This is a genomic window from Massilia arenae (genome assembly GCF_008014745.1).
Classification (GTDB): domain Bacteria; phylum Pseudomonadota; class Gammaproteobacteria; order Burkholderiales; family Burkholderiaceae_D; genus Telluria; species Telluria arenae.
This window is the reverse complement of record NZ_VPFD01000003.1, coordinates 215962-240743: the sequence shown is the minus strand read 5'-3', so window position 1 is coordinate 240743 and position 24782 is coordinate 215962. Positions and strand designations below refer to the sequence as shown.

Genomic DNA, 24782 nt, shown 5'->3' with positions numbered 1-24782 from the left:
AATCATGGCAGTACAGATCCGCAAGCTCGATTCCACCGCGCCCGACTTCAAGACCACACTCGACGCCCTGCTGGCGTTCGAAGCGGAAACCGATGACGCCATCGAGACCGCGGTCGCGCATATCCTGCGCGACGTGAAGGCGCGTGGCGATGCGGCTGTGCTGGAGTACACGAACAAGTTCGACCGCATCCCGAACGGCGGCGCGACCTCGATGGCGCAATTCGACATTGGCCAGGCCGAGCTGGAGCAAGCCCTGGCGGCGCTGCCGGAAGCCCAGCGCGCGGCCTTGCAGGTCGCCGCGGATCGCGTGCGCGTGTTCCACGAGCGCCAGAAGGACGCCTCGACCGGCTTCACCTTCACCGAGCCCGATGGCACGGTGCTGGGCCAGCGCGTGACGCCGCTGGACCGGGTCGGCATCTACGTCCCGGGCGGCAAGGCGGCCTATCCGTCGTCGGTGCTGATGAACGCGATCCCGGCCCACGTCGCCGGCGTGAAAGAAATCATCATGGTCGTCCCGACCCCGGACGGCGTGAAGAACCAGATGGTGCTGGCCGCCGCCGCGATCGCCGGCGTGACCCGCGTGATCACCATCGGCGGCGCGCAAGCCGTCGGCGCGCTGGCCTACGGTACCGAGACCATCGACCCGGTCGACAAGATCGTCGGCCCCGGTAACGCCTATGTCGCCGCCGCCAAGCGCCGCGTGTTCGGCACGGTCGGCATCGACATGATCGCCGGTCCGTCCGAGATCCTGGTGCTGTGCGACGGCACCACCGATCCGGACTGGGTGGCGATGGACCTGTTCTCGCAGGCCGAGCACGACGAGCTGGCCCAGGCCATCCTGCTGTGCCCCGACGCCGACTATATCGCGAAAGTCGAGCAAAGCATCCACAAGCTGCTGCCGTCGATGCCGCGCGCAGCGACCATCACCACGTCGCTGAGCGACCGCGGCGCCTTGATCAAGGTGCGCGATATGTACGAAGCCTGCGAGATCGCATCGTCCATCGCCGCCGAACACCTCGAGATTTCGGCGGTCGAGCCGATGCAGTGGGCCGATAAAATCCGCCATGCCGGCGCCATGTTCCTCGGCCGCTTTTCGTCCGAATCGCTGGGCGACTATTGCTGCGGCCCCAACCACGTGCTGCCGACCTCGCGCACGGCGCGCTTCTCGTCGCCGCTGGGCGTGTACGACTTCCAGAAACGCTCGTCGATCATCCAGGTCAGCGAAGCCGGTGCCCAGACGCTGGGCAAGGTCGCGGCCACGCTAGCCTACGGCGAGGGCCTGCAGGCGCACGCGCGCAGCGCCGAGCTCCGTTTGAATCCAGTGCCACCGCAGGCATCATGACGTCCTGGGTCAACCAGGTATTCTGCGAGGATGCGCTGGCCGGCCTGGCGCGCATCCCGGACGGGTCCATCGACCTGATCCTGACCGACCCGCCCTACAACCTGGGCAAGGACTACGGCAACGCGTCGGACCAGCAAAGCGTCGAGGCTTATCTCGCCTGGACCGAGCAGTGGATCGACGCGGTCGTCCCCAAGCTGAAACCCAACGGCAGCCTGTACATCTTCCTCACCTGGCGCTTCGCGCCCGAGATCTTCGTGATGCTGAAAAAACGCATGACGATGATGAACGAGATCATCTGGGACCGCCGCGTGCCGTCGATGGGCGGCAGCGTGCGCAGCTTCTCGTCGGTGCACGACACCATCGGCTTCTTCGCCAACCGCAAGGATTACTATTTCGACCTGGACGCGGTGCGCATCCCGTATGACGCCGAGACCAAGAAGGCGCGTTCGCGCTCGATCTTCGTCGGCGCCAAGTGGCTCGAAGTCGGCTACAATCCGAAGGACGTGTGGAGCGTGTCGCGCCTGCACCGTGAGCATCCGGAGCGCGCCGACCATCCGACCCAAAAGCCGCTCGAGATCATCGAGCGCATGGTCAAGGCTTCCTGCCCGCCGGGCGGCGTCGTGCTCGACCCCTTCATGGGCAGCGGCACCACCGCCATCGCCGCCAAGCGCCTGGGCCGCCAGTACACCGGTTTCGAACTGAACCCCGATTACTGCGCCATCATCGCCGAACGCCTGGCCGCGCCCGAGGTGCCGGTCACCGGGGCGAAGGCAAAAAAACTGCGCAAGGCCGCCAAGGCCGTCACCACCACGGAAGAAACATCATGACCGACATCGCTAAACTGATCGAGAACACCATCCGCGCCGACGTGCGCGCCGTGGGCAGCTATCACGTGCCGGACTCGATCGGCTACGTCAAGCTCGACTCGATGGAAAACCCGTACCAGCTGCCTGAGGAGTTGCGCGCCGAACTGGGCACGCGCCTGGCCGAGGCGGCGCTGAACCGCTATCCGGTGCCGTCCTACCGCACGCTGAAGGACCGGATCTGCAGCAAGCTGGGCGTCCCGGAAGGCTACGACGTCCTGCTCGGCAACGGCTCGGACGAGCTGATTACGATCCTGGCGACCACCATCGCGCGCCAGGAACGCGAGGCCGGCAGTAAACGCGCCGTGGTGATGGCCCCGGTGCCCGCCTTCGTGATGTTCTCGCGCTCGGCCCAGTTCGCGGGCGCAGACTTCGTCGGCGTGCCGATCAAGTCCGACTTCTCGCTCGACCTGCCGGCCATGCTGGCGGCGATTGCCGAGCACAAGCCGTCGCTGCTGTTCCTGGCCTATCCGAACAACCCGACCGGCAACCTGTACGATGCCGATGACATGGTCGCGATCATCGAGGCGGTGGGCGAGCACGGCATCGTGGTGGTCGACGAGGCGTATCAACCGTTCGCCCGGGTCAGCTTCATGGAGCGCCTGCCGCAACACCCGAACCTGGTCGTGATGCGCACCCTGTCCAAGCTGGGCCTGGCCGGCATCCGCCTCGGCTATATGTCGGCCGCGGCGCCGCTGCTGGCAGAGTTCGAGAAGGTGCGCCCGCCGTACAACGTCAATGTGCTCACGCAAGTGGCGGCCGAGTTCGCGCTCGACCACCTGGACGTGCTGGACCGCCAGGCTGGCCTGCTCAACGAGGAACGCACCCGCCTGGCCGCCGCCTTGGCGGCCTTGCCCGGCGTGGAAGTGTTCCCGTCGGCCGCCAATTTCATCTCGCTGCGCGTGCCCGATGCCGAGCGCGCCTGCGCGATTCTCCATGGCGAGAAGGTCTTGATTAAAAATTTGAGTAAAATGCATAAATTGCTGGCCAACTGCATCCGCGTCACGGTCAGCACCCCCGAAGAGAACGACCAGTTCCTGGCAGCCCTGAAGACGTCGCTGTAATCCAGCGCCCCTGACGGACACCATTTAATCCAGCCGGCCTCTCCCCAGCGAGAGACCGGCCACGAATGCCCTGAGCAATGACCCGCACCGCCGACATCACGCGCAATACCAACGAGACGCAGATCCGCGTCTCGATCAACCTCGACGGCACCGGCCGCCAGAAGCTCAATACCGGCGTCCCCTTCCTCGACCATATGCTCGACCAGATCGCGCGTCACGGCATGTTCGACCTCGAGGTCGAGGCCGTGGGCGACCTGCACATCGACGCCCACCACACGGTGGAAGACGTCGGCATCACGCTGGGCATGGCCGTGGCCAAGGCGATCGGCGACAAGAAGGGCATCGTGCGCTACGGCCACTCGTATGTGCCGCTGGACGAGGCGCTGTCGCGCGTGGTGATCGATTTCTCGGGCCGTCCCGGCCTGGAATTGCATGTGCCATGGACGCGCGCCATGATCGGCGCCTTCGACGTCGACCTGACGGGCGAATTCTTCCGCGGCTTCGTGAACCACGCGGCCGTCACCCTGCACATCGACAACCTGCGCGGTGTGAACGCCCACCACCAGTGCGAGACCGTGTTCAAGGCCTTCGGCCGCGCGCTGCGCATGGCCACCGAGCTGGACCCGCGTGCGGCCGGCATCATCCCGTCGACCAAGGGCAGCCTGTAATCATGGCCAACAAGATCGTCGTCGTCGATGGACTCGGTAACCTGCGCTCGGTGGCGCAGGCGCTGCGCGCCGCCGCGCCCGAGGCCGACGTCCTCATTTCCAGCTCGGCCGCGGATATCGACCGCGCCGACCGCATCGTGCTGCCGGGCCAGGGCGCCATGCGCGACTGCATGAACAGCCTGCGCGAGTCCGGTCTCGAGGACGCGCTGCTGCGCGCCGCCAAAACCCGTCCCATCATGGGCGTGTGCGTGGGCGAGCAGATGCTGTTCGAAGAGAGCGAAGAAAACGAAGGCACGCCCGGCCTGGGCCTGTTGCCCGGCAAGGTGGTGCGGTTCCAGCTGGACGGCAAGCTGCAGGCCGACGGCTCGCGCTTCAAGGTGCCGCAGATGGGCTGGAACCGGGTGCGCCAGGCGCGTCCCCACCCGCTGTGGGAAGGCGTCGAGGACGGCAGCTATTTCTACTTCGTGCATAGTTACTATGCGGCGCCCGGGAACGCGGACGACGTGATCGGCGAGACCGATTACGGCAGCCCGTTCTGTTGCGCCGTTGGCCGCGATAATATCGTCGCCACCCAGTTCCACCCCGAAAAGAGCGCCGCCGCCGGGCTGCGCCTGTACCGCAATTTCATACACTGGAATCCTTGATTCCGCGTCTCCGATTTAATCCGTCAACCAACCGACAACGACCATGCTGCTGATCCCCGCCATCGACCTGAAAGACGGTCACTGCGTTCGCCTGAAACAAGGCGATATGGACCTCGCCACCGTGTTTTCCGAAGATCCCGCCGACATGGCGCTGCATTGGCTCAAGAAGGGCGCGCGGCGCCTGCACCTGGTCGACCTGAACGGCGCATTCGCGGGCAAACCGAAGAACGAGAGCGCCATCAAATCGATCCTGCAGGTGGTGCAGGAATATGCCGAAGACAACGGCCTGGACGAGATCCCGGTCCAGCTGGGCGGCGGCATCCGCGATCTCGATACCATCGAGCGCTACCTGGACGAAGGCATCAGCTACATCATCGTCGGCACCGCCGCGGTCAAGAACCCGGGCTTCCTGCACGACGCCTGCGGCGCCTTCCCGGGCCACATCATCGTCGGCCTGGACGCCAAGGACGGCAAGGTCGCGACCGATGGCTGGAGCAAGATGTCGGGCCATGAAGTCATCGACCTGGCCAAGAAGTTCGAAGGCTATGGCGTCGAATCGATCATCTACACCGACATCGGCCGCGACGGCATGATGGCCGGCGTGAACATCGAGGCGACCGTCAAGCTGGCGCGCGCGGTGAAGATTCCCGTGATCGCCTCGGGCGGCGTGCACGTGCTGGCCGACGTCGAAGCGCTGTGCGCGGTGCAGGACGAAGGCATCGAAGGCGTGATCTGCGGCCGTTCGATCTACGAAGGCACGCTCGACCTGGCCTCGGCCCAGGACCGCGCCGATGAACTGACGGAAGGGGCGCAGACCTGAACACGTCGTTCCCGCGCAGGCGGGAACCCAAGTTTTACGCCTGGTGGAAATGCATTCAGTACCACTCAGCATGAAAGTTTGGGTCCCCGCCTTCGCGGGGACAACGGTTTTTGGGTCAACGCAGAGAACGACTATGCTAGCCAAACGCATCATCCCCTGCCTCGACGTCACCGGCGGCCGCGTGGTCAAGGGCGTCAACTTCACCGAGCTGCGCGATGCCGGCGATCCGGTCGAGATCGCACGCCGCTACGACGGGCAGGGCGCCGACGAGATCACCTTCCTCGACATCACCGCTTCCAGCGACAATCGCGACCTGATCCTGCCGATCATCGAAGCCGTCGCCTCGACCGTGTTCATCCCGCTCACCGTCGGTGGCGGCGTGCGCAAGGTCGAGGACGTGCGGCGCCTGCTCAATGCCGGCGCCGACAAGGTCAGCATGAACACCTCGGCCGTCACCAATCCGCAGCTCGTCTTCGACGCCGCCAACAAGCACGGCTCGCAGTGCATCGTGGTGGCGATCGACGCCAAACAGACCCGTCCCGGTAAATGGGAAGTCTTCACTCACGGCGGCCGCAATGCCACGGGTCTCGACGCGGTGGAATGGGCTCGCAAGATGGAGAGCCTCGGCGCCGGTGAGTTGTTGCTCACTTCGATGGACCGCGACGGCACCAAGATCGGTTTCGACCTGGGCCTGACCCGCGCCGTCTCGGACGCCGTGGGCATCCCCGTGATCGCTTCCGGCGGCGTAGGCGGCCTGCAAGACCTGGCCGACGGCGTGCTCGAAGGGCACGCCGATGCGGTGCTGGCCGCCAGCATCTTCCACTACGGGCAGCACACGGTCGGCGAGGCCAAGCGCTTCATGGCCGAACGCGGCATCCCGATGCGCCTCGATTAAGGAAGCCACATGCCTACCAATGCCAAGTGGCTCAACAAGGTGCGCTGGGACGAGCACGGCCTGGTGCCAGTGATCGCCCAGGAAGCGGCGACCGGCGACATCCTGATGTTCGCCTGGATGAACCGCGAAGCGCTCACGCGCACCGTCGAGACGGGCGAAGCCGTGTACTGGAGCCGTTCGCGCAAGAAGCTGTGGCACAAGGGCGAAGAGTCCGGCCACATCCAGAAGGTGAGTGAGATCCGCCTCGATTGCGACGAAGACGTGGTCCTGCTCAGGATCGAGCAGGTGGGCGGCATCGCCTGCCATACCGGCCGCCATTCCTGCTTCTTCCAGAAGTACGACAATGGCGACTGGCACAGCGTCGAACCGGTGCTGCAGGATCCCGACACCATTTATTCCCCGGACAAGAAGAAGACCCCATGAGCGTTACCCTGGCCCGTGTCGCGGCCGTGATCGAATCGCGCAAGCCCGAGCACGGCGGCGACCCCGCGACTTCCTATGTCGCCAAGCTGTTCGCCAAGGGCGACGACGCCATCCTCAAGAAGATCGGCGAGGAAGCCACCGAGCTGGTGATGGCCGCCAAGGATGCGCGCGTCGCGAACGATCCATCGAAGGTGCTGTATGAATGCGCCGACCTGTGGTTCCATTCGATGGTGTTGCTGGCCAAGTTCGACCTCACGCCGCAACAAGTGCTGGACGAGCTGGCGCGGCGCGAAGGCGTGTCCGGTATTGATGAAAAAGCAGCACGCAAGGAATAAATAGTTCCCAGGCTTCGCAAGTGAGCACCTGCTCACTGTGCGTGGCGCCCCTTCCGGTGTCATAATCGGGGACTGAGAGTCATACCGATGTCATGGGGCGCTGATACGATGCCTCGGCTTCACGGGCCTGTAAGTCCTTGAAATGTTGTAATAATCTGGAGACAAGATGGATAACTGCATTTTTTGCAAGATCGTCGCCAAGCAGATTCCGGCCGCCGTCGTCTATGAAGACGAGGACGTGCTGGCATTCAAGGACATCAACCCGGCGGCGCCGGTGCACCTGCTGGTGATTCCGAAGCAGCACGTGTCCACCTTGTCCGACTGCACCGAGGAACACGCGTCGGTGCTGGGCAAGATGCTGGCGCTGGCGCCGAAACTTGCAAAAGAGAATGGTATTGACGTCAAGACCGGCGCCGACGGCAAGCCGAACGGCGGCTTCAAGACGCTGATCAATACCGGTCCGGACGGCGGGCAGGAGGTATATCACCTGCACCTGCATATGTACGGCGGTCCGCGTCCGTGGCGCGGACTGGGCTTATAAGCCAGGACTAAGTTTCAAGGGGGCAGAGTGCTCCCGCATCGCGTATACTGAGGTAGACGCTTTCCCCGATTTTTTAGGCGCATGCGCCTTGCTAGGAGAATAACATGGGTGGTTTGAGTATTTGGCACTGGGTCATCGTGCTGGTGGTCGTGATGCTGATCTTCGGCACCAAGAAGATCGGCAATATGGGTTCGGACCTCGGCAAGGCCGTCAAGGGCTTCAAGGACGGCGTGAAGGGCGACGAAGAGAAAGCTGCAGAAGCGAATCCGGCGGCGCCAGCCCAGCCGACCCAGCAGGTGGCCGACAAGTCGACCATCGACGTGGAAGCCCGCGACAAGACCCGCCTGTAACGCGCAGTCCCAATGATCGATCTTGGACTGTCGAAAATCGCGATCATCGGCGTGGTCGCCCTGATCGTGATCGGCCCTGAAAAGCTGCCCAAGGTGGCGCGCATGGCCGGGACGCTGTACGGCCGTGCCCAGCGCTACCTGCACGACGTGAAGTCCGAGGTCAGCCGCGAGATCGAGCTCGACGAGCTGCGCAACCTGCACAAGGAAGTGCAGGAGAAAGCGCAATCGTTCAAGAGCGAGGTCGAATCGGCCACCAGCGATTTCGAGTCGTCCGTCACCAGCCACGTCGACGAGGTCGAGGCCCTGTGGGATGGCCGCGCGTCCCACGACGCCGGCAACACGATCGCGCCGACCGTGGCCGACATCGACCGCAAGGCCAGGGACTTCCGCCGCAAGAAGCTGGTGCGCACCTCGAGCGTGCCGGCCTGGTACAAGAACCGCCATGGCACCAAGCGCCATGTGATGTCGGGCGCCGCCCGGGTGCGCAAGTTCCGCCCCGGCAGCGCCAGCAAATCCAATTCTTCTTTCTTCTAAATGACAGAGCAAGCCGCCGGCGAAGACACCTTCATCTCGCACCTGGTCGAGCTGCGTGACCGCCTGGTCAAGGCCTCGATCGGGATCGCGATCGTATGCGCCGTGCTGATGGCGTGGCCGGGGCCGTCCCACATCTACGACCTGATCGCCGCGCCGATGATCGCCTCGATGCCGCCTGGCTCGACCATGATCGCCACCGGCGTCATCTCGCCGTTCCTGGTGCCGATGAAAGTCACCCTGCTGCTGTCCTTCATCCTGGCGCTGCCCTGGGTGTTCTACCAGGCCTGGGCCTTCATCGCGCCCGGCCTGTATGCTCACGAAAAGCGCCTGGTGCTGCCGCTGGTGATCTCGTCCTCGATGCTGTTCATCGCCGGCGTGGCGTTCTGCTACTTCTTCGTGTTCGGCCGCGTGTTCCACTTCATCGGCGAATTCGCGCCGACCTCGATCGCGGTCATGCCCGATATCGAAAACTACCTCGATTTCGTGATGTCTATGTGCCTGGCCTTCGGCGCCTCGTTCGAGGTGCCGGTGGTGGTCGTGATCCTGGTGCGCATGGGCGTGGTCAGCCTCGAGAAGCTGCGCGCGGTGCGTTCCTACGTGATCGTCGGCGCCTTCGTCATCGCCGCCATCGTCACCCCGCCGGACGTGGTCAGCCAGCTGGCCCTGGCCATCCCGATGTGCCTGCTCTACGAGCTGGGCCTGCTGGTGGCGCCGATGTTCGCGCGCGCCACCCGCGCGCCGGAAGAAACCGCGTAACGTCATTACCTCCACTGGAGGTAATGACTTCCCGCGGAGGCGGGAACCCAAGTTTTCTCGTCTCCCCGGCGTTACGGACAACTCCCCACGATGTAATACCCCTGCGCCGTCTGCGCCAGCGTGCTGGTGAAGAAGGTGTTGTATAGCCCCATGTTCTGGTCTGAGCCGTTGGCCAGCGCATAGCCGCCGCTCACGTGGGCACGACCCGCCTGCACATGGGCGTAGTTGCTGGCCAGGCTGGTCGTGCAGGTGAACACCGGCGGCGGCGTGCCGGCGCCCACCTGGAAGGCGGGGATGGCGCAGGCATTCGACGTTTGTCCGTTATTGCCGATGGCCGTCACGCTGCCGCCATAGCTGCCGTCGGCGCGGTTCGCATAGGCCTTGCTGAACGCAGCGCCGCTGCCGGCCGCGGGGTCGTCGACCGGCGACGGGCCATTGAGCAGCACCCGGTAGCCGGCGATCGACCCTTCGGCGAAACTGGCGGCGCCGTTCACCGTGACCGTCGACCCCGACACGCTGGCGCTGCACGAGGCCATGACTGGCGCCGGCGCCTGCTCCACCCGCAGGTTCTTGTTGAACCAGAAATCCATGATGAAGGCCGGGTAGTTCACGCGGGTCGCGTTCACGTAGTTGGCGTTCTGGCCGCCGGTGCCTGCCGGCCAGGCGTGGGCCAGGCCCGTCACCGTGACCTGCGACGTGCGCACCTTGCCGTTGGCGTCCGTATATTCCACATTGCTGCCGCTGCCCGGCACGGTCACCGCTGCGCCTTGCGTCCACGCGCCGCCATACACCTGGCGCATGGCGGCGGCATCCAGTGGACCATAGGCTTGCGCCACCGTGTAGTCGCTCGTGCCCCAGATCACGCCCGTGACCTGGGTCGTGAAATGGTCGAGCGTGGTCCCGGCCATCGCGCGGCAGGCATTGGCGGCGGTAGTCGCCGTATAGCCGGAAGGGACGATCGAGATCTGGCCGGTGGTCACGCCCGGCGGCGGGGCGGCGGAGAGGCCCAGGCCGGCGAAGACTTCGGGCGCGGTGCAGCCCAGCACCATAGCCTTGGCGCCGCCCGAGGACAGGCCGGCCACGTACACCTGTTTCGGATCGATCGCGTACTGGGGGTTGGAGAGGAAGCGGTTGATCAGGTCGAGCAGCACCGCGGTGTGGCCATAGGAGCGGCTGCGGTTGGTGGCGGCCCAGTCCCAGCAGTGGGTGCCGTAGACGTTGCCGGTGGCGTTCGGCGCCAGGATCACCGCGCCATATTTGTCCGCCACCGCCTTCCAGTTGTAGCCGGCGTCGCCGCTGCCGTTGATGACGTCGCCGCCCGCGGTCTGGGCGCAGCCGTGCAGCACCAGCACCAGCGCGCGCTTGTTGTCCAGGACCGGCGGCGTGGCCGGCCAGTAGTAGTAGCCGCTCAGGGCGCCGCCGTGGGTGGTGTCGTTGGCCCAGACCTGGTTGGCGCTCCAGGCGCCGGGGCCGGCCTGGACCGGGGTTTGTGCGAGGGAAGAAGTGAACGGCGCACAGAGCGCCAGGCAGATCGCGGCTTGCGCCGCTCGTCGATGGAAGGGCTGCATGCGGTGTCTCCGAATATGATTGTCGTGGGCTGGGCCGGGGCCGGCCTGCCACATTCATCATAGTTCGGGAGACGTGGCGTACAAGCGGGTGCGCGAGCACGCCGCTTGTGCGTTTTTGCACGGCCCTCATCGGCAATGAGGGCCATGCAGAGAGGGTTATTGCATCAGTTCCGAGATCATCTTGACCGGCGCATTGCCGTAGCTGAGGAACTGGTCATGGAATTCCTTCAGCTTGAATCGCTCGCCCAGCTGCTGCTTGCGGCGTTCGCGCAATTCCATGATCTGATGGTAGCCGCTGAAGTAGCTGGTCAGCTGCACCGAGGTCAGGGTCACGCGGCGCCATTTTTCGTCGGCTTCCTGGCGCGTCTGGAAGGCCTGGCGGGTGAGCAGGTCGATCGCCGCCTCTTGCCCCATGCCGTTCACATGCACGCTGTAGTCGAGGATGGTGTTGGTCACGCTGCGCAGGTTCCACTTCGAGTACATCAGCCACATCTCGGGCGCGTTGTCGCCGTAGCCCGATTCGAGCATCATGCGCTCGCCATACACGGCCCAGCCTTCGACCATGGCGCCATTGCCGAACAGCGACTTGATCAGCGAAGGCGAGCGGTTGGCGTGCACCAGTTGCGCGTAGTGGCCTGGGATCGCCTCGTGGATGTTCAGGATCTGCAGGATCCACTCGTTGTACTCGCGCAGGCTGCTCTCGGCCTGTTCCGGCGTGAGGCTGTCCATCGGCGTGACGTTGTAATACGTCTTGTCCTTCGAGCGGTAAGGGCCCGGCGCATCGATGCTGGCGCCGGCCACGCCGCGCTGGTACATCGGCGTTTCGCGCACTTCGAGCGGCTTGCTCGGGTCCAGGGTCAACAGGTCGTGCTTGATCACCCAGTCCTGCAGCAGCGGGATCTGGCGCCGGATCTCGGCAAAGAAGTTCTCGCGCGCGACGTGGCGGGCCGAGAGCTTGTCGATCATCATGCCGATCTTCTGGAAGCGGTCCTGCGGCTTGTTCACGCCCGCCATATAGCGCGGCCACAGCTCGTCCGAGATGCGGTCCATATTCGACAGCAGTTCCTCGCGCGTGACCAGGGCCTTGCGGAAGGTCTCCTCGGCGCTGGACGACGACTGGATATCGAGCGCGAACTTCTGCTCGTACAGCGCCTTGCCGGCGCGGAAGGGACGCGCCTGGCCGCTGGCCGCCTGGCGCTGCTCGACACCGTTCAGGAAGTCGACGAAGCCCAGCACCGCACTGCCGGCGTTGGCGATGCGCTGGGCGAAGATCGCCTTCTCTTGCGCCGTCAATATCGATTCCTGGGCCGCTTTGCCCAGGTCGGCCAGCACGGCCATCGTGCCCGGCGCCTGGCCGATCGCGAGCTGGGTGTGCTCGCGCGTCGGCTTGGTGATCGAGGCCTGCGCCGCCGCGTAATAGGCCGGCACGTCGGCCAGGCGCTTGAGGATGGTGCGCAGGCGCTGCGGCTTGGCGGCGTAGTCGGTGTTCAGGATCAGGTCGAGCGGCGCGGCGACGTTGTACTGCGACGGGTTCCACTCGTATTCGCGCCAGGTGTTCAGGCGCCAGCGGTCCTTCTCGAGCTTGTTGACCAGCAGGGCCAGGTCGGTGCGGTAGCGCGGCGACAGCTGCTTCGGATCGAGCTTGCCGAATTTTTCCAGCCATTCGTTGGCGAAGGCCAGCTGCTTGGCCCGCGTGTCGGCGTCCGGAATGGTGAGGTTGGCGGCGTTGTCGAACTTGCCGACATAGATGCCGCCTTCGGGATCCACACGCCACAGGGCGGTCAGGTATTGCATGCTCAGGGTCGACATGCGGCGGTCGAGGCGTGCTTCGGCGGCGTTCGCGCTGGCGGCACCCGCAGCGGCAGCGCCGGCGCCGACGGCAGCAGCGCCCACCAGGGCCTTCTTGCCCTTGCTGGAAGTCTTCTTCTTGACGACCTTCGAGGATTTGGCCTTGCCCTTGGCTGGCTTGGAGGTGGCGGCGATGGCCGGCGTCAGTGCGAAACACGCCAGCAAGGCTGCCAGCGCGATTTTCGTTTTCATCATCGTTATTCAGTCCCGTAACTAAGGAGATGCCTGGATGCGCACAGGCGTGAAGGCGTGCAGATTAGCACTAATTGCATCATTTGCGGGCAGTTGAAACATTCCGACACGCATCAATGCCAACATTGAGGTTTTGATAAATCAGTGCCCCAAGCCGCTTCGCAGCATCTCCAGCATATCCCCCGGCGACATGCGCGCCGCCATCTCGGTCCCTTCGAGCAGGCTGTCGGCCAGGTCGCGCTTGTGGCGGTGCAGGTCGACGATGCCTTCCTCGATCGTGCCGCGCGCCACCAGGCGGTAGATGGTCACCGGCCGCTGCTGGCCCATGCGGTGAGCGCGATCCGACGCCTGGTCCTCGACCGCCGGGTTCCACCACGGGTCCATGTGGATCACGTAGTCGGCCGCCGTCAGGTTGATGCCGACGCCGCCCGCCTTCAGGCTGATGAGGAACAGGTCACCCTCGCCGGCCTGGAAGGCATCCACGCGGCGCTTGCGTTCCTGGATCGGCGTCGATCCGTCCAGGTACTGGTAGGCGATGCCCTGCGCGTCGAGATACTGGCGGATCAGGGTCAGGTGGTCGACGAACTGGCTGAACACCAGCACCTTGTGCCGGTTCTCGAGCAGGTCGGTGGTCAGGCGCGCAAACGTCGCCAGCTTGCTGCTGGCGATGCCGGCGCCGGGCGCCACCAGTTCGGGATTGCAGCAGGCGCGGCGCAGCCGCATCATCTCGGCCAGGATCTCGATCGCCTTCTGGCCCTCCGGCGCTTCGAGTGCGGCCAGCTTGTCGAGGGCCTGGCGGCGCAGCGATTCATACAGCGCGTTTTCTTCGGCGCTCAGTTCCACCGGGACCACGATCTCGGTGCGCGGCGGCAGCTCGGACAGCACTTGCGCCTTGGTGCGGCGCAGGATGAAGGGCGCGGTCAGGCGCCGCAGGCGGGATCTAGCTCCGGCCTCGGCGCGCTTGTCCTGGGCTTTCTCGATCGGGCCGGCAAAGCGCAGCTGGAACTGGTCGGCGCTGCCCAGCAGGCCCGGATTGATGAAGCGGAACAGGTTCCACAATTCTCCCAGGTGGTTTTCCAGCGGCGTGCCGGTGGCTGCCATGCGGAAGTCCCCCTGCAGCGCCATCACCGCCTGCGAGCGCTTGGTGTGCATATTCTTGACCGCCTGCGCCTCGTCGAGCACGATGCTGCGCCAGCGCCGGCCCTTGAAGCGCGCCGCTTCCAGCTGCAGCAGGCCATAGCTGACCACGACCACGTCGAACGGCCCGGCGTTGTCGATCGTCGCAGCGCGCTCGCCGGGGCCGAACAGGTGCAGTTTCAAGGTCGGTGCGAAGCGCGCGGCCTCGTCGATCCAGTTCAGGCACACCGAGGTCGGCGCCACCACCAGCGCCGGGCCGTCCTTGGCGCGCGTCAGCAGCAGCGCCAGCGCCTGCAAGGTCTTGCCGAGACCCATATCGTCGGCCAGGCAGGCGCCGACGCCCCAGTGCGCCAGGCGCGCCAGCCACTGGAAGCCGTCGACCTGGTAATCGCGCAGCTCGGCCTGCAGGGTGGAAGGCAGCTCGGGCAGGTAGGCGGCATTGTCGGCCATGCGTTCCAGGTGCCCCTGCCAGGCCTTGTCGGCGTCGACGTGGCCGGCGTCCCGCGCCAACTCGTCCAGCGCGAAGCTGGCCAGCGCGTGGGTGCGGATGCCGTCCCCATGGAGTTCGCCATAGGCCCCCAGCTCCGTCAGGCGCCGGTGCAGCTCGTCGGACAGGGCCAGGTATTCGTTCTCGCCCAGGGCCACGAAGCGGCTGCCGCTCTCCTGGAGCTTTTCCAGCAGGGTGCGCAGGTTCATCACGCGGCCTTCGTCGATCACGACGTCGCCGCTGGCCGCGAACCAGTCGCGCTCGCGCCGGATCTGCACCCGCACCGATTTGGTCGTGGCCTTCCTGGTGACCCTGAATTTTTCGCCCTCGGGCCAGGCGACCACGATGGACTCGCCATCCAGCGCGCGCAGCTGGTCGACCAGTTCCAATGCCAGCAGCGGCTGGCCGAGCAGCCATTCGCCATGGTCAGGTTCCGCGTGCTCGAGGGCCTGGCATGCGCCGATCAGCTGGCGTTCGGCTTCGCGTTCGGCGTTCAAGTCGCGCTGGGCCTCGGTGCGGATGCCGTCGACGTCGGCGATCACATTGGCCGCGCCTTCGCCAGGGCCATAATAAGCGCCGCCCGGCAGGGGACGCACCAGTAGCTGCATGCGCATACCGTGCTGGTAGGGACGCAACAGCACGTGCAGGCGCGGGTCGGCCGGCACGGTCTCGATATCGCTGCTGCTGGCGCCGATGTCCGACTGCACGGTGACGATCGACGACACCGCGCCGATTGCGCGCAGCACGCGACGCTCCGCTTCCATCGGCACCGTCAAGCCTTCGCCGACGATGGCGGCGATGCGCCGGTGCTCGTCCCTGATGTGCACCAGGCGCAGGCGGGTCGGCGTCTCGCGCGTGACCACGACTTCGCCAACATTGTCTTCTACCGGCGGGTTCAGCACGATCGACACCTTGTCGCCCGTTTTCTTGACCAGCAATTCCGGCTCGCCCGGCAGCAGCTCGACCCGGGTGCCGGGAGACTCCATCCAGAACAGCAGCGGGTGGCCGACCAGGGCCGCTAGCGCCTTGTGCACTTCGAGTTCGAAGCGGATGCCGCTGCCGGCGTAGTAGCGGCGGCCGGCGATCGCGTTCACGGCCTGCAGGTCTTGCGCGGTCAGGAAGTCGAGCTGGGCGCCTTCCTCGGCCAGGCGTTTGAGGCCCATGGCGCGGCCGCGGCTCCAGCCGCCTTGCGCATCGCGCTTCTGCTCGCGCGGCTCCAGCTCCTGCACGCCCAGGTGCGGGTCGTAGCGGATCAGCCAGACCAGGCGCGATTCGCGCACGTTTTCCACGTTCGCCGCCGGTTGCAGGTTGATCAGCGCGTTCAGCTGGCGTTCCCACGGTTCCTCGCGCGCGAACCAGCCGGTCATGTCGGGCAGGCGGTGCTTGCGCCGCAGTTCGCTCGCACGTTGTTCATGCGCCAGGTGGCCGGCCTGGCCCATCTGCGCCAGCACCCCGGCCAGCTGGGCCGACCACAGGTCGAAGCCGGCCGCCTCGGATTGCAGCAGCATGTCTTCCAGCCGCGCACCTTGCGCGTTCAGTGACGGCAGGGCCAGCCAGTGATGGATCAGGGCGCGGAACACGGTCGGCTCCAGCGACATCTCCCAGCTGCGCGTGCCGAACAGTGCCGCGTCGACGGTGCCGCGCTGGATCTCGTGCAGCATGCCGAGCTGGAACCACACCGCGTTGTCGGCCCGCTGTACCGCGCGCGTCTCGATCTCGAGCCAGGCGTCGGCCAGCTTGAGGTGACCCGGGTCGCTGCTGCGCAGCAGGGCGGCCATCGCGATGTGCGCGCAGTGGCCGTCGAATACCGCCTTGCGCTTGCCGGTTTCGCGGCGCAGCTGCTTGATCGACGCATCGATACCGGCCAGGCCCGCATCGCTATCGTCGCGCAGCACCTGCACCACGCTGCGCAGGAACAAGCCGGGCGAATCGCCCGTCTCGCTCACCAGCGCCAGGGCGTCGTCCAGGCGGCCGCACAGGATGTAATGTTCGCCCAGCGAACGGCGCAGCGGGCTTTCGGGGCTGCTGCGCGGTATCAGGCGCTCGGCGTACTCGCGCACGCCAGGCGCCAGCGCCGGTTCGCTGCGCGCATGCATGACCAGGATGTGCAGGATGCCTTCGCGCAGGCGCGGGTGGATGCGTTCCATCAGCGACGGCGCGAACGGGCGCGCGCAGACGTCGACCAGCGGATGCAGGTAGCTCGCCTCGTGGCAGCGCTGGCAGGCGTCGAGCAGCGGAGACACGACGTCGTGCTCCTGCCCGGTGAGCAGGGCGATGCGCAGCAGGGCCAGGCCCTGGCGGTAGGTGCGCAGCATCAGGTTACCCTGCCAGTCGCGGCGCACGGTCGACACCTGGGCATAGGCGCCGGCCACATTGTCGAACAGGCCATCGTCTAGGGCCGCATCCAGCACCGGCCAGGCCAGGTCGGGAGCGATGCCGACGCCGCGCTCGCTCATGTCGACCACCAGGCCGCGCTCGCGCAGGCGCGCCAGTTCATCGGCCCATTGCGCGAGCGGCAGCGCCACGCCCAGCGCCCGCATATGTTCCAGGATGCGCTGGCGGCCCATCGGCTCGCCCGCGATCGCCAGCACGACCAGCAGTGCGCGTTCTTCCGCCGTGCAGGCGGCCAGGCGCGCGTTCACGTCCTCCATCATCACGCGAGATTCTCGATCTCGATCGCAGGCAGGTCGGCCGGCACCGGGATGCCGAACACGCGCAGGTAGAAATACAACTCCGCTTCCAGCGTGCGCACCACGCTGGAAGCCTTGCGCAAGCCATGGCCCTCGCCTTCGAGCGTCAGGTAGGCCACCGGCAGCTTGCGCGCGCGCAGCGCCTCGACCACGCTCTCGGATTGCTGCGGCGGCACCACCTTGTCGTCCAGGCCCTGGAAGAAGATCATCGGCCGCCGCAGTTTATCGGTATGGTGGATCGGTGAGCGCTCACGGTACACCGCTGCGGCGGTTTCCGGCGGCGCGATCAGGTACTGGTTGTAGTGCGACTCGAACTTGTGCGAATCGGCGTCCAGTCCGGCCAGGTCGGACACGCCGTAGTAGCTGGCGCCGGCCTTGAACACGTCGTGGAAGCTGAGTGCGGACAGCACCGTCAGGCCGCCGGCGCTGCTGCCGCGGATCAGCAGGCGCTCAGGGTCGACGACGCCTTGCGCCGCCAGGTGGCGCGCGCCGGCCACGCAATCCTCGACGTCGACCACGCCCCACTGGTGCTTGAGCAGGTTGCGGTAGGCGCGGCCGAAGCCGGTGCTGCCGCCATAGTTCACGTCCAGCACGGCGAAGCCGCGGCTGGTCCAGTATTGGGTCGACAGCTTCAGGGTGCTGGCCGCCATGCCGGTCGGGCCGCCGTGGCCGATCACGATCAGCGGCGGTAGTTCGCCCTCTTGCGGCGCATGGTCGGCATTGGTGGGCGCGTAATAGAAGGCGTGGGCGATGCGTCCATCTTCGCTCGGATAGTCGATCGCCAGCGGCACCGACAGGTAGCCGGTGGCCGGCAGTTGCGGGATCGAATGCGCCAGCACTTCGCTGGCGCCAGTCTCCAGGTCGATCCGCGCCAGCTCCGGCGCGATGGTCGGCGCGCCGCCCAGCAGGGCCACGACGTCGCCCTGCACGCGCAGCTCGCGGATTTCTTCATACGGCGACTCCAGCGGAATCAGGTTGCCGCCCGCCAGCCTTGCCAGATAGCTGACGCCTTGTTCGACGTAGGCGCACACGATCTCGTCCTCGGAGCGGAAACCGTACAGCGCACCGCCGAAGCTCCAGTGCGGGCCGGCGAATTCAGCCTCGCGCGGGCACAGCGCATGTACGACGCCGTGGTCGTAGCGGTACAGGTTCCACCAGCCGCTGCGGTCCGACACGAAGTGCAGCAGGCCACCGGGCGACCACTCGGGCTGGCAGATCGATTCTTCAGGGCCGCCCGCGACCAGGCGGCCGTTCACCAGCGTCCCATCGTCGGCCACATCGGCCAGCCACAGTTCCGTGCCTTCCCACGGCATGCGCGGATGGTCCCAGCACAGCCAGGCCAGCTGGCGGCCATCGGGCGACAGGCGCGGCGCCGCATAGAAGTCGTTGCCGTCCACGAGCACGGTCTCGACGCCGTCGAAGCCGATCGCGGCCAGCGTATTGACGGGGTAATCAGCGCCGGCCGAGTGATCCTCGCGCACGGCGATCAGGCGCCGGCGCGCGCCATCGAGAACAAAGTCGGCGAAGCGGTGGCCCGTGCCCTCGGCGGTCACGGCGACCGGCTGGCCATCCGCCTCGACCCGGTACAGGCGGTTGTCCACATGATGCGAGAACCAGGCCACGCCGCCAGCCAGCAGGCAGGCGCCGCCGCCGTATTCATGGACGCGGCTGCGCACATTGAAGGGCGCCGGGGTGAGTTCGCGCGTGCCGTTGGCATCGTGGACCATGAGCGTCGTGCGTCCACCCTCGCTGGCGCGGCCCTCGAGCCAGCCCAGGCGCGGTCCGTCGAGCATCAGCTGGGCCAGCGGCACCGCGCCGGCGGCGACCACCGCGGCGCTGATCGGGGACGGCCAGGCGCCGCAGGGCAGGGGTTGTTTGCTGGTGGCAATCGTCATGATCTGGGCTCTTTCCTTGGTCGGACGAGCATTATAGTGTTTGCCCAAGAATGCGATAATAGCCGTTTCCTTACCAACGCCATTGTCAGCCATGCCACAATTTGCCCCGCTCCAGAACGACACCTTCCTGCGTGCGCTGTTGCGCCAGCCGACCGACTACACCCCGGTGTGGCTGATGCGCCAGGCGGGCCGCTACCTGCCGGAATACCGCGCCACCCGCGCGCGCGCCGGTTCGTTCCTGGGGCTGGCGAAGAATCCCGACTACGCCACCGAAGTCACGCTGCAGCCGATCGACCGCTATCCGCTGGACGCGTCGATCCTGTTCTCGGACATCCTGACGGTGCCGGACGCGATGGGCCTGGGCCTGTATTTCGCCGATGGCGAAGGCCCGAAATTCGAGCGTCCGCTGCGCACCGAGGCCGAAGTGAACGCGCTGGCGGTCCCGGACATGGCCTCGCTCGACTATGTGTTCAAGGCCGTGACCTCGATCCGCACCGCGCTCGATGGCCGCGTGCCGCTGATCGGCTTCTCGGGCAGCCCGTGGACGCTGGCCTGCTATATGGTCGAAGGCGGCGGCTCGCGTGAATTCCACACGGTCAAGAAGATGCTGTACAGCCGTCCGGACCTGATGCACCGCATCCTGGACATCAATGCGCAGGCCGTGACCCAGTACCTGAACGCCCAGATCGACGCCGGCGCCCAGGCCGTGATGATCTTCGACTCCTGGGGCGGGGCGCTGGCCGATGGCGCCTACCAGGAGTTCTCGCTCGATTACATGCGCAAGATCCTCGCCGGCCTGAAGCGCGAACACGATGGCGTGCGCATCCCGGCCATCGTGTTCACCAAGGGCGGCGGCATCTGGCTGGACGAGATGGCCGACATCGGCGCCGACGCGCTGGGCCTGGACTGGACCGTCAACCTGGGCCGCGCGCGCAAGCTGGTGGGCGACCGCGTGGCGCTGCAGGGCAATCTCGATCCGGCCATCCTGTTCGCCGAGCCGGACCAGATCCGCGCCGAAGTCGAGCGCTCGCTCACTGCCTATGGCGCGCCGTCGCGCGGCCATGGCCACGTGTTCAACCTGGGCCACGGCATCTCGCAATTCACGCCACCGGAATCGGTCAGTGCCATGGTCGACGCCGTCCATAGCTTCAGCCGCAAGCAGCGCGCCGCCTGAGTTATTCCCCGCGACTGGCGGCCCTCTTGACAAGGCCGTCAGTCAACCCCCTCACTTGTTCACAACTTCCTAAAAGTGGGTAAAAATTCCTGTGGACATCTCAGCATCTTCTGAATCAGCGTAAAACGATGATTTATAAGCGTTTTTTGCTTCGAGCCAGTGCTGAGTGCGTCCCGCGCCACAAGGTTGTCCAGTAGAATTCAGCAAAGTTCGGCTCTTGTTCACAAAGTTATCAACAGACGTTTTAACAATGGGGAAAAGTGCTTGGTTTACCGGCACTTAGCGCGCTTCTTCAAGTATTGCCTTAAGTTTGTGACGCAATGCAGCGAGTTTTCCACGCCGGATACCCTAGTTATGCACAATGCGGAAAGAGCCCTCGAGCTTGTTAACAGGTCTGAGCACGAATACGCAAGTCATTGATTCATAAGCAAAAAATTGTCTTGAATTTGAGAATTATCGATGGCGACTTGATCTAACGTAAACCTTTGATGGGGTCAAGCCCCACGCTATTCACAAAGTTTTCCACAGATTTGCACAGGGCCCAGATTGTCAACCAGCACCGATAGCACGCATTGCTTCCTCGAAGTCGTGCTCGATACACCGCTGAACAGCAGTTTCGACTACCGCTGGCCATGCCGGCCGGGCGAAGAACCGCTGCCCGGCCAGTTGGCGCTGGTGCCGTTCGCGCACCGCGAAATCATGGCGCTGATCGTCGCGGTCAAGTTCGAGACCGATATCGCGCCCGAAAAACTGAAGGATGCGCTGGCCGTGCGCAGCCAGCTGTCACCGCTGCCGGAGCGCTGGATCGCCCTGGCGCGCTTCGCCGCCGACTACTACCAGCGACCGCTGGGCGAGGTGGCGCTGCCCGGCCTGCCCAAGAACCTGCGGGTGCCCAAGACGGTGGCGCTGGACCGCGCCCTGAAAAAACTGGCGAAACTCGACCTCCAGCAAGATGCGACGGCGGTCGACATGCCGGTGCTGAATCCCGCCCAGCAAGAGGCGGCCGACGCGATCGGCGGCGCCGAAGGCTTCACGCCGCTGCTGCTGTGGGGCGTGACCGGCAGCGGCAAGACCGAGGTCTACCTGCAGGCCTGCGCCCGGGTGCTCGCGCGCGACCCGCAGGCGCAGATCCTGATCATGGTCCCCGAGATCAACCTGACGCCCCAGCTGGAAGGGAATATCCGGGCCCGCTTTCCGGGCATGATGCTGGCCACCCTGCACAGCAGCCTGTCCGAGGGCGAGCGCATGCTGCACTGGCTGGCCGCGCACAACGGCCAGGCGCGCATCGTGCTCGGCACCCGGCTGGCGATCCTGGCCTCGCTGCCGCACCTGCAACTGATCGTGATCGACGAAGAGCACGACCCCTCGTACAAGCAGCAGGAAGGCTTGCGCTATTCGGCGCGCGACCTGGCCGTGTGGCGCGCGCACCAGTTGGGGATCCCGATCGTGCTCGGCTCGGCCACGCCATCGCTCGAATCCTGGCATCACGCGCGCTCCGGCCGGTACAAGCGGCTGGACCTGCGCGAGCGCGCCGTGCGCGACGCCGTGCTGCCGAAAGTCAGGCTGGTGGACATGGAACGCGACCGCGCGCGCGACGGGCTGACGAGCGAGGTGCTGGCGGCCCTGCGCGGGCGGCTGGAGCGCGGCGAGCAGTCGCTCCTGTTCCTGAACCGGCGCGGCTATGCCCCGGTGATCAGCTGCGACGCCTGCGGCTGGATCAGCAACTGCACCCGCTGCACCGCCTTCATGGTGCTGCACAAGCCCGAGCACCGGCTGCGCTGCCACCACTGCAGCCTCGAATTGCGCATCCCGCGCTCCTGCCCGACCTGCGGCAACGTGGACCTGCAGCCGCTGGGCCGCGGCACCCAGCGGGTAGAAGAACATTTACATGCCATGTTCCCGGAAGCGCGCATCCTGCGCATCGATGCCGACTCCACGCGCCTGAAGGGCAGCGCGCAAGCCGCCTTCGACAGCGTGCACCGGGGCGAGGTGGACATCCTGATCGGCACGCAGATGGTCGCCAAGGGCCACGACTTCAAGAAGCTGACCCTGGTCGGCATCCTGAACCCCGATACCGCCCTGTTCTCGCAGGATTACCGCGCCAGCGAGCGCCTGTTCGCCCAGCTGATGCAGGTGGCGGGACGGGCCGGCCGCGGCGGCGCGCCGTCCGAGGTGCTGGTGCAGACGCGGTATGCGCAGCACCCGCTGTACGGCGCGGTGATGCGCCACGATTACGAGCGCTTTGCCGGCCAGCTGCTCGAAGAGCGCAAGGAAGCCGGGCTGCCGCCCTATATGTACCAGGCCTTGCTGCGCGCCGAGGCGAAGGAGCTGCCGATCGCGATCGAATTCCTGGAAGCGGCGCGCGACTGCCTGCCGAGCGACGCCATCCTGATCAACGACCCGATCCCGATGACGATGACGCGGGTGCATAATGTGGACCGCGCCCAGTTGCTGGTCGAGTCCAGTTCGCGTCCGGCGCTGCAGGCCTACCTGCGGGTCTGGGTAGAACAACTGCGGGCGATGAAATCCCGCGTAAAGTGGTCGCTGGAAGTCGACCCACTCGACATCTAGATGAGAAAGAGGGGAGCAGCATGAAACAAATGAACGTGGACGTGGCCATCATCGGCACCGGCACCGCCGGCATGACCGCCTACCGCGCCGCCAAGGCGCTGGGCGCCCGGACGGTGGCGATCGAGAGCGGGCAATACGGCACCACTTGCGCGCGGGTCGGCTGCATGCCGAGCAAGCTTCTGATCGCGGCGGCCGAGGCGTCCCACGTGATCGATACGTCCGCGCCGTTCGGCGTGCATGCCGGTCAAAAACGCATCGACGGCCCTGCTGTGATGGAACGGGTCAAGCGCGAACGCGATCGCTTCGTCGGCTTCGTGCTCGAGGGCATCGAGGCGATGCCGGTGCAGGACCGCCTGCAGGGCCGCGCGCGCTTCACCGGCCCCTGCACGCTGGTGGTCGACGACCACACCGAGATCCAGGCCGGCCGCATCGTGATCGCCACCGGTTCCACGCCGCTGCGCCTGCCGCAGCTCGAGAACGTCGGTCCCGGCATCGTCACCAGCGACGATGTGTTCTATTGGGACGACCTGCCGCGCTCGGTGGCCGTGATCGGCACCGGCGTGATCGGCCTCGAACTGGGCCAGGCCCTGGCCCGGCTCGGCGTGCGCGTGCGCTTCTACGCGCGCGGCGGCAGCATCGCCAACATCACCGATCCCGAAGTGCTGCGCTGCGCTGGACGGGTCTTGATGGAAGAACTCGACATCGCCTTCCAGACCGAGGTGGTCGGGGCGGTGCAAGAGAAGGAAGATGGCGACGTGGCGCTGACGGTGCGCGATGCGCTGGGCAAGGAAAGCACCGAGCACTTCCAGTACGTGCTGATGACGGCCGGCCGTACGCCGAATGTGCACGACCTGGGACTGGAGCACACGGGCCTGGAGCTGGGGCCGGACGGCATCCCCCATTTCGACGCGCGCACCATGCAGTGCGGGACCAGCAATATCTTCATCGCGGGCGACGCCAACAACGAGCGCCCGCTGCTGCACGACGCGGCCGACCACGGCAAGATCGCCGGCGACAACGCGGGCCGCTATCCGGACGTGCGTCCGGGCCTGCGCCGCGCGCCGATCGCGGTGGCCTTCACCGAACCGAATATCGCCACCCTGGGCAGGAACTACAAGACCTTGTGCGCCGGCGGCCAGCGCAAGTTCGCGGTCGGCAGCGTGTCCTTCGCCAACCAGGGCCGCAGCCGGGTCATGTTGCAGAACAAGGGGATGTTGCGGGTGTATGCCGAGTATGGCACCCGGCTGTTCCTGGGCGCCGAGATGATCGCGCCACGCGCCGAACATCTGGCCCATTTACTGTCATGGGCCTTCCAGATGCGCCTGACGGTCGACCAGATGCTCGAGATGCCGTTCTACCATCCGGTGATCGAGGAGGGCGTGCGCACCGCGCTGCGCGACCTGGCCACCAACCTGTCGAAGGGCGATAGCCAGACCGACCCGGCCGATACCGAGCCGGGAACGTAACATTGCGTTGACGCTCAGTTCAGCAGCGTGGTGTTCAGCTTGCCTTCGCTGGCCAGCTTGCGCAGGATGCGCACCGTATCGAGGTCGGCTTCTTCATAGGCCGACTTCTTGAATTCGTCATACATCGCGTTGGCCGGATCGGCGTGTTCGCCGGTGCCGTCGTCGTAGCAAAAACGCACCAGCAGCATGGCATTGGTCGGCGCCTCGATGATCATGCGCAGGCTCGAGGCCGCGATCTCGCCCTGGGCCGGCACCTCGTAGCGCACTTCCTGCAGCGGGGTCAGGAACACCTGGTCTTCGATCACCAGCTCGCCGAAAGTCAGGCGGCGGCGGAAAGCACCCGCCTCGCGCTCGACGATCTCGCTGGCGTCCAGGTGCGGAATGAACATCTTCGGGTCTTCGGCGCGCAGGACCAGGCCATGCCAGACCTGCTCGCGGGTGAGGGTGTCGATCAGCGGGTTCATCGGGTCGTTGATTTCAACGAGATGTTCGAATTTCATAGGGCGTATGTCCGGAAAA

Annotated in this window: 21 protein-coding genes; 16 read left to right on the top strand and 5 right to left on the bottom strand. The window is 65.8% G+C overall.

The genetic code is table 11. From position 1 onward, the window contains the following. Window positions 1-4 precede the first annotated feature (4 nt). The 13 genes from hisD to tatC all read left to right on the top strand — a co-directional run bounded on the left by hisD (window position 5) and on the right by tatC (window position 9235). Complete coding sequence (gene hisD, locus FVD38_RS03675) at window positions 5-1342, top strand: histidinol dehydrogenase (protein ID WP_147933570.1); 1338 nt, start codon at window positions 5-7, stop codon at window positions 1340-1342. Continuing rightward, the gene (locus tag FVD38_RS03670; protein ID WP_147933569.1) at window positions 1339-2169 is read left to right on the top strand and encodes a DNA-methyltransferase; all 831 of its coding nucleotides are present in this window, start codon (window positions 1339-1341) and stop codon (window positions 2167-2169) included. The genes hisD and FVD38_RS03670 overlap by 4 nt, the downstream gene beginning before the upstream one ends. Then, window positions 2166-3269 carry a histidinol-phosphate transaminase gene (hisC, locus tag FVD38_RS03665; RefSeq protein WP_147933568.1) on the top strand — a complete coding sequence of 368 codons (1104 nt, stop codon included), beginning with the start codon at window positions 2166-2168 and terminating at the stop codon, window positions 3267-3269. Before FVD38_RS03670 ends, hisC begins: the two co-directional genes overlap by 4 nt. A 77-nt stretch (window positions 3270-3346) precedes the next feature. After that, entirely contained in the window at window positions 3347-3937 is a 591-nt protein-coding gene (hisB, locus tag FVD38_RS03660) for an imidazoleglycerol-phosphate dehydratase HisB (RefSeq protein WP_109345845.1), read from the top strand. 2 nt (window positions 3938-3939) lie between these two features. Next, window positions 3940-4581 (top strand): imidazole glycerol phosphate synthase subunit HisH, encoded by a 642-nt coding sequence (hisH, locus tag FVD38_RS03655; protein WP_147933567.1) that lies wholly within the window; start codon window positions 3940-3942, stop codon window positions 4579-4581. Between the two features lie 43 nt (window positions 4582-4624). Then, a complete protein-coding gene (gene hisA, locus FVD38_RS03650) occupies window positions 4625-5401 on the top strand; it encodes a 1-(5-phosphoribosyl)-5-[(5-phosphoribosylamino)methylideneamino]imidazole-4-carboxamide isomerase (RefSeq protein WP_147933566.1) in 777 nt (258 codons plus the stop codon). Window positions 5402-5534: 133 nt separating this feature from the next. Then, entirely contained in the window at window positions 5535-6296 is a 762-nt protein-coding gene (hisF, locus tag FVD38_RS03645) for an imidazole glycerol phosphate synthase subunit HisF (protein WP_147933565.1), read from the top strand. Between the two features lie 9 nt (window positions 6297-6305). Beyond that, the gene (gene hisI / locus FVD38_RS03640; protein ID WP_147933564.1) at window positions 6306-6719 is read left to right on the top strand and encodes a phosphoribosyl-AMP cyclohydrolase; all 414 of its coding nucleotides are present in this window, start codon (window positions 6306-6308) and stop codon (window positions 6717-6719) included. Continuing rightward, window positions 6716-7054: a phosphoribosyl-ATP diphosphatase gene (locus tag FVD38_RS03635; RefSeq protein WP_147933563.1), complete on the top strand. Its 339-nt coding sequence runs from the start codon at window positions 6716-6718 to the stop codon at window positions 7052-7054. Before hisI ends, FVD38_RS03635 begins: the two co-directional genes overlap by 4 nt. A 166-nt stretch (window positions 7055-7220) precedes the next feature. After that, window positions 7221-7595 carry a histidine triad nucleotide-binding protein gene (locus tag FVD38_RS03630; protein WP_123068021.1) on the top strand — a complete coding sequence of 125 codons (375 nt, stop codon included), beginning with the start codon at window positions 7221-7223 and terminating at the stop codon, window positions 7593-7595. Window positions 7596-7699: 104 nt separating this feature from the next. Next, a complete protein-coding gene (tatA, locus tag FVD38_RS03625; RefSeq protein WP_147933562.1) occupies window positions 7700-7945 on the top strand; it encodes a Sec-independent protein translocase subunit TatA in 246 nt (81 codons plus the stop codon). A 12-nt stretch (window positions 7946-7957) separates the two neighbouring features. Then, on the top strand, window positions 7958-8479 hold the full coding sequence (tatB, locus tag FVD38_RS03620) for a Sec-independent protein translocase protein TatB (RefSeq protein WP_147933561.1): 522 nt from the start codon (window positions 7958-7960) through the stop codon (window positions 8477-8479). Then, window positions 8480-9235, top strand: coding sequence for a twin-arginine translocase subunit TatC (gene tatC / locus FVD38_RS03615; protein WP_147933560.1), 756 nt, complete (start codon window positions 8480-8482; stop codon window positions 9233-9235). Between the two features lie 71 nt (window positions 9236-9306). Here the strand turns inward: tatC and FVD38_RS03610 are convergent, their stop codons facing one another. The 4 genes from FVD38_RS03610 to FVD38_RS03595 form a co-directional block, all read right to left on the bottom strand. Next, window positions 9307-10818, bottom strand: a complete 1512-nt coding sequence (locus FVD38_RS03610; protein WP_370660625.1) for an extracellular catalytic domain type 1 short-chain-length polyhydroxyalkanoate depolymerase — start codon at window positions 10816-10818, stop codon at window positions 9307-9309. 141 nt (window positions 10819-10959) lie between these two features. Next, window positions 10960-12846, bottom strand: coding sequence for a DUF885 domain-containing protein (locus FVD38_RS03605; protein ID WP_147933558.1), 1887 nt, complete (start codon window positions 12844-12846; stop codon window positions 10960-10962). Window positions 12847-12984: 138 nt separating this feature from the next. After that, a complete protein-coding gene (locus FVD38_RS03600) occupies window positions 12985-17121 on the bottom strand; it encodes a DEAD/DEAH box helicase (RefSeq protein ID WP_147933648.1) in 4137 nt (1378 codons plus the stop codon). Next, a complete protein-coding gene (locus FVD38_RS03595) occupies window positions 17121-19052 on the bottom strand; it encodes a S9 family peptidase (protein WP_147933557.1) in 1932 nt (643 codons plus the stop codon). The genes FVD38_RS03600 and FVD38_RS03595 overlap by 1 nt, the downstream gene beginning before the upstream one ends. 91 nt (window positions 19053-19143) lie before the next feature. Here FVD38_RS03595 and hemE point away from each other — a divergent pair, with 91 nt between their 5' ends. The 3 genes from hemE (at window position 19144) to FVD38_RS03580 (ending at window position 24263) form a co-directional block, all read left to right on the top strand. Beyond that, entirely contained in the window at window positions 19144-20226 is a 1083-nt protein-coding gene (gene hemE, locus FVD38_RS03590) for a uroporphyrinogen decarboxylase (RefSeq protein ID WP_147933556.1), read from the top strand. Between the two features lie 546 nt (window positions 20227-20772). After that, window positions 20773-22797 carry a primosomal protein N' gene (locus FVD38_RS03585; RefSeq protein WP_147933555.1) on the top strand — a complete coding sequence of 675 codons (2025 nt, stop codon included), beginning with the start codon at window positions 20773-20775 and terminating at the stop codon, window positions 22795-22797. A 20-nt stretch (window positions 22798-22817) separates the two neighbouring features. Next, window positions 22818-24263, top strand: a complete 1446-nt coding sequence (locus FVD38_RS03580; RefSeq protein ID WP_147933554.1) for a dihydrolipoyl dehydrogenase — start codon at window positions 22818-22820, stop codon at window positions 24261-24263. Window positions 24264-24277: 14 nt separating this feature from the next. Here the strand turns inward: FVD38_RS03580 and FVD38_RS03575 are convergent, their stop codons facing one another. Next, window positions 24278-24763, bottom strand: a complete 486-nt coding sequence (locus tag FVD38_RS03575; protein ID WP_147933553.1) for an SRPBCC family protein — start codon at window positions 24761-24763, stop codon at window positions 24278-24280. Window positions 24764-24782 lie beyond the last annotated feature (19 nt).